At 49.0% G+C, this 15,607-nt stretch carries 12 protein-coding genes, 1 tRNA gene and 1 pseudogene; 8 read left to right on the top strand and 6 right to left on the bottom strand.

Features of this window, described 5'->3' with window-relative positions:
- Nucleotides 1-365 (top strand): transposase (locus AB5903_RS16025; RefSeq protein ID WP_368118011.1); only part of this gene is annotated, 365 nt, incomplete at its 5' end.
- Nucleotides 366-396: 31 nt separating this feature from the next.
- Nucleotides 397-693 (top strand): annotated as a pseudogene (locus AB5903_RS16020) (transposase); the annotation flags it as partial.
- A 128-nt stretch (nt 694-821) separates the two neighbouring features.
- Here the strand turns inward: AB5903_RS16020 and AB5903_RS16015 are convergent.
- Nucleotides 822-896 (bottom strand) — tRNA-Pro (locus AB5903_RS16015).
- A 265-nt stretch (nt 897-1,161) separates the two neighbouring features.
- On the opposite strand from AB5903_RS16015, the gene AB5903_RS16010 reads away from it, so the two are divergent.
- The gene (locus AB5903_RS16010) at nt 1,162-2,214 is read left to right on the top strand and encodes a winged helix DNA-binding domain-containing protein (protein WP_195658654.1); all 1,053 of its coding nucleotides are present in this window, start codon (nt 1,162-1,164) and stop codon (nt 2,212-2,214) included.
- Between the two features lie 5 nt (nt 2,215-2,219).
- Here the strand turns inward: AB5903_RS16010 and aroB are convergent, their stop codons facing one another.
- The gene (gene aroB, locus AB5903_RS16005) at nt 2,220-3,281 is read right to left on the bottom strand and encodes a 3-dehydroquinate synthase (RefSeq protein WP_195658648.1); all 1,062 of its coding nucleotides are present in this window, start codon (nt 3,279-3,281) and stop codon (nt 2,220-2,222) included.
- Nucleotides 3,282-3,449: 168 nt separating this feature from the next.
- On the opposite strand from aroB, the gene AB5903_RS16000 reads away from it, so the two are divergent.
- From AB5903_RS16000 to cls, 3 genes are all read left to right on the top strand, one after another.
- Entirely contained in the window at nt 3,450-3,863 is a 414-nt protein-coding gene (locus tag AB5903_RS16000; RefSeq protein WP_022103883.1) for a hypothetical protein, read from the top strand.
- A gap of 100 nt (nt 3,864-3,963) precedes the next feature.
- Entirely contained in the window at nt 3,964-6,870 is a 2,907-nt protein-coding gene (locus AB5903_RS15995) for a TonB-dependent receptor (RefSeq protein WP_195658649.1), read from the top strand.
- Between the two features lie 106 nt (nt 6,871-6,976).
- Nucleotides 6,977-8,416, top strand: a complete 1,440-nt coding sequence (gene cls, locus AB5903_RS15990; RefSeq protein WP_005657581.1) for a cardiolipin synthase — start codon at nt 6,977-6,979, stop codon at nt 8,414-8,416.
- A gap of 3 nt (nt 8,417-8,419) precedes the next feature.
- On the opposite strand, the gene AB5903_RS15985 is transcribed toward cls, so the two are convergent.
- From AB5903_RS15985 to AB5903_RS15975, 3 genes are read right to left on the bottom strand one after another with little or no spacing between them, the layout of a single operon-like run.
- A complete protein-coding gene (locus AB5903_RS15985; RefSeq protein ID WP_034535963.1) occupies nt 8,420-8,962 on the bottom strand; it encodes an RsmD family RNA methyltransferase in 543 nt (180 codons plus the stop codon).
- The gene (locus AB5903_RS15980; protein WP_005657577.1) at nt 8,953-9,732 is read right to left on the bottom strand and encodes a DUF3822 family protein; all 780 of its coding nucleotides are present in this window, start codon (nt 9,730-9,732) and stop codon (nt 8,953-8,955) included. Before AB5903_RS15980 ends, AB5903_RS15985 begins: the two co-directional genes overlap by 10 nt.
- A gap of 18 nt (nt 9,733-9,750) precedes the next feature.
- Nucleotides 9,751-10,437 carry a hypothetical protein gene (locus tag AB5903_RS15975; RefSeq protein ID WP_005657575.1) on the bottom strand — a complete coding sequence of 229 codons (687 nt, stop codon included), beginning with the start codon at nt 10,435-10,437 and terminating at the stop codon, nt 9,751-9,753.
- A gap of 95 nt (nt 10,438-10,532) precedes the next feature.
- Here AB5903_RS15975 and AB5903_RS15970 point away from each other — a divergent pair, with 95 nt between their 5' ends.
- Nucleotides 10,533-11,951, top strand: coding sequence for an ATP-dependent RecD-like DNA helicase (locus tag AB5903_RS15970; protein WP_005657573.1), 1,419 nt, complete (start codon nt 10,533-10,535; stop codon nt 11,949-11,951).
- A 76-nt stretch (nt 11,952-12,027) separates the two neighbouring features.
- Nucleotides 12,028-12,855: a hypothetical protein gene (locus AB5903_RS15965; protein ID WP_005657571.1), complete on the top strand. Its 828-nt coding sequence runs from the start codon at nt 12,028-12,030 to the stop codon at nt 12,853-12,855.
- 116 nt (nt 12,856-12,971) lie between these two features.
- On the opposite strand, the gene alaS is transcribed toward AB5903_RS15965, so the two are convergent.
- Nucleotides 12,972-15,593: an alanine--tRNA ligase gene (alaS, locus tag AB5903_RS15960; protein WP_195658651.1), complete on the bottom strand. Its 2,622-nt coding sequence runs from the start codon at nt 15,591-15,593 to the stop codon at nt 12,972-12,974.
- Nucleotides 15,594-15,607 lie beyond the last annotated feature (14 nt).

Below are 15,607 nucleotides of genomic sequence, written 5' to 3'. Positions count from 1 at the left end.
TATGGACTCAGTCTCAAAGAATACGGGCTGAAATTCTTTTCAAGGAATATCCCGATATAAAGAAAGGATATTATCTGTCTATGCGGTTAGGCTTAATCTATCATCAGTGTAAGTTTAAGGATATTGCTTTGACAAGGCTGGCAAGGTGGTATGATGAAGTAGATAAATCAGGGTTCCTCACCTTTGGAAGGGTCGCACGTTCTATACAAACACATTATCTGGATATAATCAATTTCTTTGAAAGGAGGGCAACCAATGCCGCAGCAGAGTCATTCAATGCTAAAATCAAAGCATTTAGAGCACAGTTCAGAGGAGTAAGAGATAGAGCTCTTTTCTTATATAGACTTGCTAAATTATATGCTTAAATATAAAATCCCTCAGATTGTTACGTTGATCCATTATCTGTCTATGCGGTTAGGCTTAATCTATCATCAGTGTAAGTTTAAGGATATTGCTTTGACAAGGCTGGCAAGGTGGTATGATGAAGTAGATAAATCGGGGTTCCTCACCTTTGGAAGGGTCGCACGTTCTATACAAACACATTATCTGGATATAATCAATTTCTTTGAAAGGAGGGCAACCAATGCCGCAGCAGAGTCATTCAATGCTAAAATCAAAGCATTTAGAGCACAGTTCAGAGGAGTAAGAGATAGAGCTTTTTTCTTATATAGACTTGCTAAATTATATGCTTAAATATAAAATCCCTCAGATTGTTACGTTGATCCGTAAAAATCTACTGACCCACGATTTGTGTTATAAATGTGTCATATATAAAAGAAAAAGGAGCTAAGTTTATCACTTAACTCCTTCATTTTTACCAGTCGGGGTGACTGGATTCGAACCAGCGACCACACGCCCCCCAGACGCGTACTCTAACCGGGCTGAGCTACACCCCGAATTGCGGATGCAAAAGTACGTCTTTATTTTGAAATAGCAAATACTTCTGTGATTTTTTATTGCCTTTATTTTACCTTTATTTTAAAATTCGCTGTTTATCAGTGCTTTCTTATTGTTAAATAAATCTGAAATAGTAGGTGATTGCAATATCCGGCCGGAAAAACAGATGATTCTTTGGGGCATATTACCTTTTTTTTGTTTATTTATATTAGCTTTGCCATTTCCCAAAAGCAGTTATAAACCGTATAAACAATATATTTGATGATGGATATACCTAAATTGCGCTTGTTGAACCAGCAGTTGGCGAATCCTTTGTTTCATTCTCCGAAAGAGTTGGTGTCCTGGATGGGAGCTGTCCAGGCACAGGATTATGCAATGGCTAAATGGGCGGTGGGTATGCGCCTGGCTTCGGCCACTGTCCGGACGGTGGAAGAAGCGTTGCAGAAAGGAGAGATTTTAAGAACGCACGTAATGCGCCCTACGTGGCATCTGGTGGCGGCAGAAGATATTCGTTGGATGCTGAAGCTCTCTGCCCGGCGTATAAAAGCTGCCAATGAGGCATACGCCAAAGGCAGGGAAGAGATATCCGAGGAACTTTACAGTAAAAGTAATCGTGCATTGGAAACGATTCTTGCCGGAAAGAAAAGGCTGACCAGGCTGGAAATAGCGGAACACTTCCGGCATTCGGGGCTGGCGGCGGACAACTATCATGTGACCCGCTTTATGGTACGGGCGGAAGTGGAAGGCATCGTTTGCGGAGGAGAGTCTAAAGGCGGAAAGCATGCTTACATGCTTCTGGAAGAGTGCGTACCACCTGTGCCGGACATAACGAAGGACGAGGCTCTGGCACGTTTGGCAAGGAACTATTTCCGCAGTCATACCCCTGCCACTTTACAGGATTTTGTGTGGTGGTCCGGACTATCCGTAACGGAAGCGAAACAAGGTATATACCTGATAGGCAGTGAACTGACGGAAGAGCAGTGGAAAGGGCAGACCTGGTATCTTCATGAGTCCGGCAGAACCCGCGGCAGCATAAAAGGGCATATACGGTTTCTGCCGCCGTACGATGAACTGCTGCTGGGTTATAAAGACCGGACGGATGTGCTCCCTTCCGAACACTATTCCAAAGCTTTTACGAGGAACGGACTGTTCTTTCCGGTAATACTTTACGAAGGGCAGATTGTTGGGAACTGGGACAGGAAGGTTAAAAGAAACGGATGCGGCCCGGGGTGTTCTCTCTTCCGGCAGGAAAGCCGCATAGATGAGGCTTTATTGGACAAAGCACAACAGCAGTATATGCAGTTCTTGGGAAAGTGAGGGATTTATACCCCCATACATTCCCGGTAAAAGTCGAACACCTCGAAAATCGTTTCTTTGTCCGCCGTCTGGTTCAGGCAGATATCGCCTACCTCTTTCAGCAGCGTGAAATTGATGATGCCGGCAGTGTTTTTCTTGTCATGCAACATCAGTTCGTAAAGGCTGTCGTATTGCTTGCAGCTAAAGACGAAAGCACCGTAATTCTCTTTGATAAATTGGATGGTCTGGCGCATTTTATCTTTAGGAAAGCCGGCTTTGAGGTAGGAGAGGTAAAGTTCACACACAAGTCCCCACGCCACGGCATAACCATGCAGTACCGGACGGTTTTCGGCCAGGGCAAGACTCTCGAAAGCATGTCCTATGGTGTGTCCCAGATTGAGCGCCTTGCGTATGCCGTGCTCTTTGGGGTCTTGTTCTACAATATCTTCCTTTACCTGTACAGAGCGCCCTACCATTGTCCTGAGTGCGGAGTAATCGATGTTTTCTGTATCGAAAGACAGCAGCTCCGCCAGATGGTCGGAAGTGCTGATGAGTCCGTGCTTCAACATTTCGGCATAGCCGGAGAAAAAGTTGCGGGCATCGAGGCTGCGCAGGAACCCGGTTTCCAGCAAGACGGAGGAAGCAGGGGCGAAGACACCGATTTCATTCTTCAGTCCGTTGAAGTTGATGCCTGTTTTTCCGCCTACGGATGCGTCTACCATGGCAAGCAGGGTGGTAGGGATGTTGATGTATGCAATGCCGCGTTTGAAAGTGGCAGCCGCAAAGCCGCCGAGGTCGGTGACCATTCCGCCGCCCAGGTTTATCAAGAGCGAATGGCGGGTGGCTCCCTGTTCGCTCAGAGCCTGCCACACAGAAGCCAGCGTTTCCAGGTTCTTGTGCACGTCTTCTGCTCCGATAATGATTTCGGCGGCATCTTCCAGTGCGGGGATGCTTTGCAGTTGCGGCAGGCAAAGGCGGTGCGTATGTTCGTCGGTAAGGATGAAAAGCTTGTCGTGAGGACATTTTCCGATGGCATGCGTCAGGTCGTTTTCCAACTCCTTGCAGAGGATTACTTCTTGTTTACTCATTTGACTTATTACGGATTAGAAGTTGTAAATTATGGAAGGGAGCATTGCTCTCTTTATTTATTATGCTACAAAGATAGTTCTTTCAACAATAAAACGTTATCTTTGTTTCCGAAAATCTATGTATTTGTAAGGTGTCCGCACCGTAACCTTTAATTTGTATGTAAGAAAATGAAAGCTTTACTTCCCGTATACTGCCGTCCGTTGGGCTATTTCGTAATTGCGCTGGCCTTGTTCCTTCCGTTCCTGATGATGCTGACGGGCAGGGTTACAGATGCCAATCTGCTGTTTTATAAAGAGTGTTCCAAACTCCTGATGATGCTGGGGGCATTGATGATACTTTTTGCGCTGACGAAAGGCGAATGCAAGGCGACAGAGGAGATACGCAACAAAGCCACGCGCAATGCGATGTTCCTTACCGTGCTCTTTATTTTTGGAGGCATGCTGTACAGGGTGGCGCAGGGCGATATTATGTCCGTCGATTCTTCTTCTTTCCTGATATTCCTGATTATGAACGTCCTCTGCCTTGAATTCGGCATAAAGAAAGCGACCGTGGACAACCTGTTCAAGCGGAATAACCGGTAATTAAACAAAATCATTCTGTAACCCGTTAAACCTTTTGCCCGTACTTTTGTCAAAAGAATCAGTTACAAATAAACAGTGTTGATTATTTAGAAGACAGGGCATGAAAAAAATTATCACTGCGGCGGTGCTGTTGCTGGCAACGGCATTGTCTGCTTTTTCACAAACCAAAAACATCACCGTATCCGGCCGCGTGCTTGAAGACACGAACGAGCCTGCGGTGCAAGCTACCATTCAATTGCTATCGTTGCCGGACAGCGCTTATGCAGCCGGTGTTGCCACTACGGGAAACGGCTACTTTACCCTGCCGAAGGTGAATGCGGGGAAATATGTGCTGAAAGTTTCCTATATAGGTTTTAAGAATAAGTTTCTACCGCTGCATCTCTACGCCAACGTGCGCAATAAAAATGTGGGTACGATAACGCTCGAAACGGATGCCATTATGCTTGCCGAGGCTGTGGTAGTGGCGGAAGCGCCGCAAGTGCAGGTGGTGGAAGATACGCTGATGTACAGTTCCTCTGCCTATCGCACGCCGGAAGGGGCGATGCTGGAAGAACTGGTGAAGAAACTGCCCGGTGCGGAAATCGATGATGATGGCAATGTGACGATTAACGGTAAGGAGCTGAAGAAAATCATGGTGGACGGCAAAGAGTTCTTCGGGGGCGATATAAAGACGGGCTTGAAGAACTTGCCGGTGGATATAATTGATAAACTGAAAACTTACGATAAGAAGTCCGACCTGGCACGCATCACCGGTATAGATGACGGTGAAGAGGAGACGGTGCTCGACCTTACCGTGAAGAAAGGTATGAATAAGGGATGGTTTGGCAATGCGGATGTGGCTTATGGTACGGAAGACCGTTATATGGCACGCATGATGGTAAATTACATTGTCGATAAGACGCAATTCTCTTTGATTGGTTCTGCCAATAATGTCAACGACCAGGGGTTCTCCGGTGGCGGCGGCGGTCCGCGCTGGCGCAGGAACAACGGTTTGGTAGCCACGAAAACACTGGGAGCGAACTTTGCGACGGAGACTTCAAAACTGGAGCTTGACGGTAGCGTCCGCTATGATTATAAAGGTGCGGACATTATCAGTACCAACTCTTCGGAACGTTTCCTGCAGAACGGAAGTTCATACTCCAATTCGAACGCTGTCAACAAGAACAAGAATTCGGATGTCTTTGCCAACTTCCGTCTGGAGTGGAAGCCGGATTCGATGACGAATATCATTTTCCGTCCTAACTTCTCTTACGGCAAGACAAACGGTACTTCCGGTTCGGAATCGGGAACATTCAACTCAGACCCGTATAGCCTGATTGCCAACCCGAACGATTTTCTCGACTTCGACAAGCTGGAAGACGACCCTTTGGAAAATATCCGTGTCAATGCAACGAATGATGCTTCTCTGACCAAAAGCAAAAGCATTTCGACATCCGCCACGCTGCAACTCAACAGGAAGCTGAATAACCGCGGACGTAACATAACCTTCCGCGGACGCTTTAGCTACGGCGACAACGACAACGACCAGTACAGGCAGTCGGAAACCCGCTATTACCAGATATTGAACGCGTTGGGCGGAGACTCCGTGCTGTATCGCAACCAGTATATCACAACACCTACCAACAATTATAATTATAGCGCCCAGGTTACGTACAGCGAACCGATTGCACGCGCCACTTTCCTGCAGTTCAGCTATCAGTTCCAATACAAGTACAGCGAGAGCGACAAGACCACATTCGATATGCTGGACTATCCGGAGTGGGACATCAACGGGCCTTTGCCGTCCGGATACGAGTCGCATGCCGTGGATAGCCTGGGCAAATATGCGGAGTACAGATACTACAACCACGATGCGTCCGTGTCGTTGCGCTTCATCCGTGAGAAGTATCAGTTGAGTGCGGGGATGTCTTTCCAGCCGCAGCATTCGGTATTGTCCTATAAGCGCGGGGATTATATGATTGATACGGCCCGAAACGTATTCAACTTTGCCCCGAACATTGATTTCCGTTACCGTTTTTCTAAAGTGAGCCAGTTGCGTTTTATGTATCGTGGACGCAGCAGTCAGCCGAGCATGGAGAACCTGCTGCCTATTGCCGACAACTCGAATCCGCTGAATATCAGAGTCGGAAATCCGGGACTGAAGCCGGCATTTACGCACAATATGCGCCTCTTCTACAATACTTATAATGGTGAGTTGCAGCGCGGAATGATGACACATCTCAGCTTCTCGACCACGCAGAACAGCATCAGCAACAGTACGGTGTACAACGAGCAAACCGGCGGACGGACCACTACGCCCAAGAATATCAACGGCAACTGGAGCGCTTTCGGTATGTTCGGATTCAATACGGCGTTGAAGAACAAGAAGTTTACGGTAAACTCTTTTTCGCAACTCAGATACAATAACAACGTGGCTTTCCTATACGATCAGAATACGAAACAGGATAACAAGAATACCACCACCGAACTTATGCTGAGCGAGCGGGTGAACGGGGCCTACCGTAACGACTGGTTTGAATTCGGAGTGAACGGTTCGGTTTCCTATACGGCAGAGCGCAGCAAATTGCGCCCGGAGAATAACCAGAATCCCTATACTTTCTCCTACGGTGCGCTGACCAATATCACGATGCCCTGGAAGATGACGCTTTCCACCAATATCACCAATCAAAGCCGCCGCGGCTATACGGACAGCAGCATGAGCCGCAACGAGTTGATCTGGAACGCGCAACTTTCGCAGTCGTTCCTGAAAGGTGCGGCGACTGTGAGCTTCGAGATGTACGATATCCTGAAACAACAGAGCAACATCAGCCGCTCGTTGACGGCGGATGGCCGATCGGTGTCGTCTTATAATGGTGTCAATAGCTACTGCATGCTGCATTTCATTTACCGTTTGAATATTTTTGGCGGTAAGGGTGCGCGCGAAAGCATGCGTGGCAGGCAAGGCTTCGGCGGTCCCGGTCCGGGCGGCCACCGGGGTGGCTTTGGCGGCGGGCGGCGTCCGTTCTAATGTTAATCAATGTAATAGGTCGTAAAACTTCCTTCCTTTTTCATATATTTGTTTTAAAATCTGTTTTGATTTTTATTCGGGACTTATTTCTTCTTGTGACAAATGTATGCTTGATTGGAACTTCATAGCCGGCCTGATTGCCACAGTAGCATTCGATATTATCTATTTTGGCGCAATTATCGGAACAATCACGGTTATCATTCTCGATAACCGGAATCCGGTAAAGACAATGGCGTGGATATTGGTGCTGATGTTCCTTCCAGTGGTGGGACTGGTGTTTTACTTCTTCTTCGGCCGCAGCCAAAGGCGGGTGCGTGTCATTGGCAAGAAGAGTTACAACCGTCTGTTGAAGAAGCCGATGGCCGAATATCTTGCTCAGGATTCCTGTGCGCTTCCGGCAAATTACGGCCGCCTTATCTCTCTGTTTCGCAACACCAACCAGGCTTTTCCTTTCGATGGAAACCGTGTGGAAGTCTATACGCGGGGACTTTCCATGATTCAATCCTTGCTGCGCGAATTGCAAAAGGCGACCAGGCACATCCACATGGAGTTTTATATCTTCGAGGATGACGCCATAGGCCGTATGGTGCGCGATGTGCTGATGGAGAAAGCGAAGCAGGGAGTGGAAGTGCGTGTGATTTATGATGATGTGGGATGCTGGCATGTTCCCAACCGCTTTTATGAACAGATGCGCGAGGCGGGAGTGGAAGTGCGCAGTTTCCTGAAAGTACGTTTTCCTTTGTTCACCAGCAAGGTGAATTACCGCAACCACCGCAAGATTGTAGTCATTGACGGGCGCGTGGGCTTTGTAGGCGGAATGAATCTGGCCGAACGTTATATGCGCGGCTTTTCATGGGGCATCTGGCGTGATACGCACCTGCTGCTGGAAGGTAAGGCTGTGCATGGCCTGCAAACGGCTTTTCTGCTCGACTGGTATTTTGTAGACCGTACCTTGATTACGTCTGCCCGCTACTTCCCGAAGGTGGATGCCTGCGGCACTTCACTGGCGCAGATTGTAACGGCCGAACCGATAGGTCCCTGGAAAGAAATCATGCAGGGACTTGTCATGGCGATAACCGGCGCCCGGAAATACTTTTATATACAGACTCCTTATTTTCTTCCGACGGAAGCCGTGCTCGTAGCCATGCAGACGGCTGCACTGGCAGGGGTGGATGTGCGTCTTATGCTGCCTTATCGTGCGGATAACAGGCTGACGCATCTGGGCTCCTGCTCGTATCTGGCAGAGGCGTTGCGTGCAGGTGTCAAGGTGTACTTTTATAAAAAAGGTTTCCTGCACTCCAAACTCATGGTATCGGATGACGAATTGTCCACAGTAGGCTCTACGAACGTGGATTTCCGCAGTTTCGAGCATAATTTTGAGGTGAATGCCTTTATATACGACACCGAGACCGCATTGCAGATGCGTGAGATATTCTTGCAGGATCAGCGGGAATGTGTGCAGGTATTCTCCAAGAATTGGGAGAAACGTCCCTGGCACCGTAAGGCGGCAGAAAGCATAGTGCGGCTGCTGGCACCGTTACTGTAGCTTTCAGCCTTGAATGCCGAAGAAAGAGAAATTGACACTGCCGTAGATTCTTCTTTCCAAAAAGCAGGGATGTTCCTCGAAGTTATTGGTTTTTCCATGCTCCAGCACGAACAGGCCGTCTTCTTTCAGCAGGTTGTTGTCGAAAATGAGGTCGGGCAGGGTTTCAAGCTCTTTGAGTCCGTACGGCGGGTCGGCAAAGATAAAGTCGAACCGTTCGCGGCTGCCTTGTATATATCTGAATACATCGCCGCGGACAGGCAGGCATTTGTCGGTCTTGAGTTCTTTCATTACCTTGCAGATGAAAGCGTAATGGTCGCGATCTTTCTCTACGCTGATTACCTGGTCGCAGCCTCTGGACACAAGCTCGATGCTGATGCTGCCTGTACCGGCAAATAAATCGAGTGCGCGTACGCCTTCTTCAAAGTCCATGTAGTTGGACAGTACATTAAACAGATTCTCTTTGGCGAAATCGGTTGTGGGGCGTGCCTTGAAAGTATGGGGCACGTCGAAACGCCTTCTTTTGTATATTCCGCTAATTACTCGCATAGGTTGATGGCTTGTAGGTCGAGATTGGCGGCAGGGTTCATGATGAATACCTGCCGGATAAATTTTTTCAGTTCGGGCAGCAGTTGCTCTTTGTCGTACAGTTCGCCGGTGAGGTGGAGCTCGTCGCGTTCCTGTGCCATGCCGAGCTGCTTCCATACACAGAGGATGTAATAGAGGCGGTCGTTTGTCTCCTTGCAGGCAAAGGTGTTGGCGAATGCCAGCCGGCCGCGTTCGTAGGCGTATATCTCTGCCGCTTCTTTGCGCAGGTGCACATACATTTTTCGGCAATTGCCCAGGCGGCTCTTTGCCGCAAAGTACTCTATGAGAGGGCTTGCCTGCGCATAGAAACGGACGTCGGGATACTGTTCGCGTAAAAGGGAGCAGGCGCTTTTGTCCATTCCAAACAGTACGACTATATTGTTCTTATGCAAGATGTTGTATTGCACCAGCTCGTTGTCTTGTCTGGAGTGATTATGATAGAATACGGTTTCCGCCTGTTCGTCCTCAAAGAATTCCAACGGAATGAATGTAAAGCGTTTGCCCGCCATAAGGACATTGATACGGCGGAAAGGATTCTTCAGCCAGTCCGTTTCGCGGAAAGCCTGTTTCAGGTTGGCAGTGAGGGACAGGGAATCGTCCACTCCGTGCTCGTGGAAAGAAAATCTGCCTTCGCCGAGCGGATTGAATATAGAAAAAGAAAATCCATCCGTACTCAGACGGATGGATAAGGTATATTGTTCCGATTTACTAAAATCAGTCGTTTCTATCATACGTATTGTGTCGGTGGATTATTCCCAGTTACCGGCGTTGTTGTTGGCTGTTTCCAGGCTACCGATCATCAGACCTGAGTATTTGCCCAACTTGGTTTGAACATCTTTCAGGTTAGCGATTTCCTGTTTGTCGAGACCGTTCAGATATACTTCATACGGAGTCTTGACTTCGAGCAGGCAGAAAGGAGCACCGGATTTGGCAGTATCGTTCTTGATAGCCATTTCAAACTGTGCACCGTTGCCGAAAGGAACATATCTCATAGAGTCGGCATTGAAGCCTTTCGGGAAGATAGTGTCCAGCACGGCTACCCACATGGTATCGCGTTTGAAGTTTTCCAATCCCCATTTCTTGACTTCTGCATAGTTACCCGTCTTTTTGGCCTTATTGATGATGTTGATAGCCTTCTTTTCAGTCAAGCCGTCTTCCAACTGCTTGTCGTCCAATTCACCCTGCTTGAAGATAAACGGAAGTTTCTGATTCTTTACGAAGTCAATCAACGTATCGAAGCTGGCAGTATATTGCTGGTTGTGCAAACCACGGTATTCCAACTGCGCTTTACGAATGTCGATAAGGCGGGCAATTACTGCTGCGTCTCTTTGTTTCTTGGCTTTTTCAAAGTTTATAGGACCCATGATGCTGGCATAGCAGATATAAACTAAAGCCAGGGCACACAAGCCTAAAACGATATTAAAAACTGTTTTCATGATAAATATGTTTTTTAGTTGTTATATTCGCACCGCAAAAATAAAAGAAATAAATTTAAAAACGACAGTTCCCGTTACTTTTTTCTCTTACAAAAATGATAAATAACTATTTAGAAAGGCAAATTAAGGAAAATTTTCCTTATCAACCAACTCCGGAGCAGGAAATTGCTATAAAATCTTTGTCGGACTTCCTTCTCGCGCCCCGTAGTGAGACGGTTTTTCTGCTCCGTGGCTATGCAGGTACGGGTAAGACCTCGCTGGTGGGCGCTCTGGTCAGGACTTTGGACAAGCTGCAACAGAAGTCGGTATTACTGGCTCCGACGGGGCGGGCGGCGAAGGTTTTCTCCGCTTATGCGGGACATCCGGCGTTTACAATTCATAAAAAAATTTATAGACAGCAATCTTTTTCCAATGAGACGGGCAACTTTTCGGTGAACGATAATTTGACAACTCATACATTATATATTGTCGATGAGTCGTCGATGATTGCCAATGACGGTCTGTCGGGTTCGGCATTCGGCACGGGGCGTTTGCTGGACGACCTGGTGCAGTTTGTCTATTCGGGTATGGGATGCCGCCTTTTGCTGATGGGAGATACGGCACAGCTTCCGCCAGTGGGCGAGGAGCAGAGTCCCGCTCTGTTTGCAGATGCCTTGAAAGGCTACGGACTGGAGGTGCAGGAAGTGGACTTGACCCAAGTGGTACGCCAGGAGCAGCAATCGGGTATTTTGTGGAACGCTACGCGCCTGCGCCAACTGATTGCCGAAGATGCCTGCGAGGCTCTGCCGAAGATAAAGGTTGCGGGGTTTGCCGACATCAAAGTTCTGCCGGGCGATGAACTGATAGATGCGCTCGAAACGTGTTACGACCGCGACGGGCTGGACGAGACGATTGTGATATGCCGCTCCAACAAGCGTGCCAATATCTACAATAACGGCATCCGCTCCCGGATACTCTGGCGGGAAGATGAACTGAATACGGGCGACTTGCTGATGGTGGCGAAAAATAATTATTACTGGACGGAAAAACAGAAGGAGATGGACTTTATAGCCAACGGCGAGACAGCGGTGGTGCGCCGCGTGCGCCGCACCCGCGAACTGTATGGTTTCCGTTTTGCGGATGTCACGCTGGAATTTCCCGATTACGACAACTTCGAACTGGAAGCAAATCTTCTGCTGGATACATTGCACAGCGATGCGCCTGCACTGCCCAAGGCGGATAACGACCGCCTTTTCTATACCGTTCTCGAAGATTATGCCGATATCACCGTGAAGCGGGAACGGATGAAGAAGATGAAAGCCGACCCTTATTACAATGCCTTGCAAGTGAAGTATGCCTATGCCGTGACGTGCCATAAGGCGCAGGGCGGGCAGTGGAAGAATGTTTTTCTGGACCAGGGGTATATGACGGACGAATATCTGACGCCCGATTATTTCCGTTGGCTTTATACGGCATTTACCCGGGCCACGGGCACTCTTTATCTGGTGAACTATCCGAAAGAGCAGATCTGCTGAAAAAGAGACGGATAATGATGCAGTATTCCGTTATTTTCTGTATTTTTACAGATAGAACAATTGTTATCTGACGATTATGAAGAAACAGTATTTTCTTTTGACTTTGGTATGGTTGCTGTTTGCCGTTTCCGGCTGTAAGGACGATTATCGCAGTGTGGTGCTTTTTGAGGGTGCGGAACCGGTTTATCAGGTTGGAACATGTGATAACCTGGTCTCGTCTCTGGCTTTCTTCCTTTCCGAAACCGAAGGGGAAACGGTGCTCGGCATAGACGGTGGCGATGGTGCTTATACCTTGACGAATGAGCATGAATCGGTGGCTGCCGTAACGTTTGCAGGTGATAGCAACGGTTACAGGCGTATAAGCATACAGCCTTTGGCGGCGGGAGAAACGGTAGTGCGGGTGATGGACGGTTCCGGGTCCGGTGCGCAATTGCGCATTACGGTGAAAGAGCGTCGGGAATATAAGATGTCGAAGCAGGGATTTGAGTATGGAATCAGCGGCGATGCGCCCGTGGAACTGTTGGGTAAGGTGTCGGAAGAACTCTCCGGCCGTTCCTGGCTGGAAGATTCCGGATATTATGTGTTGATACCCGACAAGGGCTCTTCCTATTACCTGGATAAGGGAGTGCTGGAAATCTATCCTACGGGGAAGGAAGATGCATCTCTTACGGGAAGTTACGAGACAGTTCCGATGGCAGGGGAAGACGGGGACGTACATGCGCTGTGGCGGTTTACTTATGACGGAGAGCAGAGAATCTTTACGCGAAGCCTTGCCGGAAGTGACGGAGTGGCTACGGCGATATGCGTGCTTGCAGAGAATGTAACCCCGTTCTGTTCGCCCGGACTGCTGCCTGAGGGGGTGACGGTCATTTATCGCGAGCACTTCCTGTTGAAGTTGGAATAGAAGCCGGGCCCTTTCGGGCAGGAGTTGCAAGCGGGAAAAACAAAAGGAGAAGCGATGGCTTCTCCTTTTGTTGTAAATTGAAGTTGAAATATCTGCCTCTCCGGCAATCTTACGGATTATAATCCTGCCAGTTCCAGGACTTTGTCTACGGCTGCGTTCAAGCCGTCCGGGTTCTTTCCGCCGGCAGTTGCAAAGTGGGGCTGACCGCCGCCGCCGCCTTGTATCAGCTTGGCGGCTTCTTTCACAAGGTTACCGGCTTTCAGTCCGCCGGCTACGAGGTTGTCGCTCAGCATCACTGTCAGCATCGGTTTGCCTTCGAATACTGTTCCCGCAACGAAGAAAAGGTTTTCCGTAATCTCTCCGCGCAGTTGGAATGCGATGTTCTTAACCGTGTCGGCGGGTATCATGGCTGCACAGAACTTGATTACCTTCGTACCGTTTACCTCTTGGATATTCTGTAGAAGTTTCTCTTTCAGTTGTGCTTCTTTCTCTTTCATGAAATCTTCCACCTGTTTCTTCAGACCGGCGTTCTCTTCGATGTATTTGCGGATGGTGCCTGACAGGTCGGGGGCGTTGTTGAAGAGTGCTTTCAAATCGCGCATCGTATCCTGGAAAGCATCGAGCATCTCCTCTACGCGTGCTCCGGTATAGGCTTCGATACGGCGGACACCGGCGGCAACGGAACTTTCGGATACAATCTTCATCATTCCGATGTTTCCGGTAGCGGCTACGTGCGTACCACCGCAGAATTCAATGGAAGAACCGAACTGGATGACACGTACGCGGTCACCGTACTTTTCGCCGAAAAGAGCGATGGCGCCCAGTTCCTTGGCTTCTTCGATAGGTATGTTGCGGTACTCTTTCAGAGGGATGTTGGCACGTATCTTGGCATTCACGATGTGTTCCACCTGGCGGATTTCCTCGTCCGTCACTTTTTGGAAGTGCGAGAAGTCGAAACGCAATGAGTCCGGAGTCACCAAAGAACCCTTTTGCTCTACGTGGTCGCCCAATACCTCGCGCAATGCGGCATCCAGCAGGTGGGTAGCAGAGTGGTTGGCGGCGCAGGCGGCACGTTTATCCGTATCTACACATGCCATGAACGGTGCTTCCAGGTGTTCGGGCAGCTTCTTGGTGATATGGATAGGAAGGTTGTTCTCCTTTTTGGTGTCGATGACCTCAATCGTTTCGAACTCATTGACCAGTACGCCGGTATCGCCTACCTGTCCGCCGCTTTCGGCATAGAACGGGGTCTTGTCCAGTACAATCTGGAACAGTGTCTGGTTCTTTTGCTTTATCTGGCGGTAGCGCAGAATGGATGTCTCATATTCCGTATAGTCGTAGCCTACAAATTCGGTAGTGCCTTCTTGCAGTATAATCCAGTCTCCGGTTTCAACGGCGGCGGCATTGCGTGCACGTTGCTTTTGCTGCTGCATTTCGGCATCGAACTCTTTGATGTCGGCGGTCATGCCGTTTTCGCGGAGGATGAGTTCGGTAAGGTCGAGCGGAAAGCCGAATGTATCATAGAGCGTAAAGGCATCTTTACCACTGATTTCGGTCTTGCCGGCTGCCTTGGCATCCGCCATGGTCTTATCCAGCAGACGGATACCGGTCTCTAAAGTACGGAGGAAAGAATCTTCTTCTTCTTTAATGACTTTGGCTATCAGTTCTTTCTGTGCATTCAACTCGGGGTATGCGCCGCCCATGTTCTCGATGAGTACGGGCAACAACTTGTACATGAAAGCCTGCTTCTGTCCGAGGAACGTGTAGCCGTAGCGCACTGCACGGCGGAGGATACGGCGGATTACGTAACCTGCCTTGGCATTGCTCGGAAGCTGCCCGTCGGTGATGGAGAAGGCGATTGTACGGATGTGGTCGGCAATTACGCGCATGGCGATGTCCTGCTGTTCGTTTTTGCCGTATGTGGCTCCCGTCATGTCACCGATGGCTTTCAGTATCGGTTGGAAAACATCGGTGTCGTAGTTGGAAGTCTTGCCTTGCAGTGTACGTACCAGGCGTTCAAAGCCCATACCGGTGTCGATTACTTTGGCGGGAAGTCCTTCGAGGCTGCCGTCTGCCTTGCGGTTGAACTGCATGAATACGAGGTTCCATATCTCGATAACCTGCGGATGGTCTTTGTTCACCAGTTGCGAACCGGGTACTTTGGCCTTTTCTTCTTCCGAACGTGAATCCACGTGAATTTCGGAGCACGGGCCACAAGGGCCGGTATCACCCATTTCCCAGAAGTTATCGTGTTTGTTTCCGTTAAGGATATGGTCTTTCGGCAGGAACTGTTCCCAATAGGAAGCGGCTTCGTTGTCGCGTTCCAGGCCTTCTTCGGGGCTGCCTTCGAATACGGTGGCGTAGAGGTCTTTCGGGTCGAGCTTCAGCACATCGACCAGATATTCCCATGCCCAGGAAATGGCTTCTTTCTTGAAGTAGTCGCCAAACGACCAGTTGCCCAGCATCTCGAACATGGTGTGGTGGTACGTATCGTGCCCCACTTCTTCCAGGTCATTGTGCTTTCCGCTGACGCGCAGGCACTTCTGTGAGTCTGCCACTCTTTTATATTTCGCCGGGTGATTCCCCAAAATAATATCTTTAAACTGGTTCATACCCGCGTTGGTAAACATCAGCGTGGGGTCGTCCTTAATCACCATAGGAGCCGAAGGCACAATCTGGTGACCTTTACTTTCGAAGAAACTCTTGAACGAGTCTCTGATTTCATTTGCAGTCAACATACTTCTTATTTATG

It is taken from the genome of Bacteroides sp. 2201st1_D9_2201SCRN_220225 (assembly GCF_040928965.1).
Lineage (GTDB): Bacteria > Bacteroidota > Bacteroidia > Bacteroidales > Bacteroidaceae > Bacteroides > Bacteroides stercoris.
Note: the sequence above shows the minus strand (reverse complement) of the source record. Positions and strands in the feature narration are given on the sequence as shown.

Bases quoted from the DNA above. Each gene is read 5' to 3' on its own strand.
- AB5903_RS16010 (WP_195658654.1), top strand. From the start codon at position 1,162: ATGGATATACCTAAATTGCGCTTGTTGAACCAGCAGTTGGCGAATCCT.
- aroB (WP_195658648.1), bottom strand. From the start codon at position 3,281: ATGAGTAAACAAGAAGTAATCCTCTGCAAGGAGTTGGAAAACGACCTG.
- AB5903_RS16000 (WP_022103883.1), top strand. From the start codon at position 3,450: ATGAAAGCTTTACTTCCCGTATACTGCCGTCCGTTGGGCTATTTCGTA.
- AB5903_RS15995 (WP_195658649.1), top strand. From the start codon at position 3,964: ATGAAAAAAATTATCACTGCGGCGGTGCTGTTGCTGGCAACGGCATTG.
- cls (WP_005657581.1), top strand. From the start codon at position 6,977: ATGCTTGATTGGAACTTCATAGCCGGCCTGATTGCCACAGTAGCATTC.
- AB5903_RS15985 (WP_034535963.1), bottom strand. From the start codon at position 8,962: ATGCGAGTAATTAGCGGAATATACAAAAGAAGGCGTTTCGACGTGCCC.
- AB5903_RS15980 (WP_005657577.1), bottom strand. From the start codon at position 9,732: ATGATAGAAACGACTGATTTTAGTAAATCGGAACAATATACCTTATCC.
- AB5903_RS15975 (WP_005657575.1), bottom strand. From the start codon at position 10,437: ATGAAAACAGTTTTTAATATCGTTTTAGGCTTGTGTGCCCTGGCTTTA.
- AB5903_RS15970 (WP_005657573.1), top strand. From the start codon at position 10,533: ATGATAAATAACTATTTAGAAAGGCAAATTAAGGAAAATTTTCCTTAT.
- AB5903_RS15965 (WP_005657571.1), top strand. From the start codon at position 12,028: ATGAAGAAACAGTATTTTCTTTTGACTTTGGTATGGTTGCTGTTTGCC.
- alaS (WP_195658651.1), bottom strand. From the start codon at position 15,593: ATGTTGACTGCAAATGAAATCAGAGACTCGTTCAAGAGTTTCTTCGAA.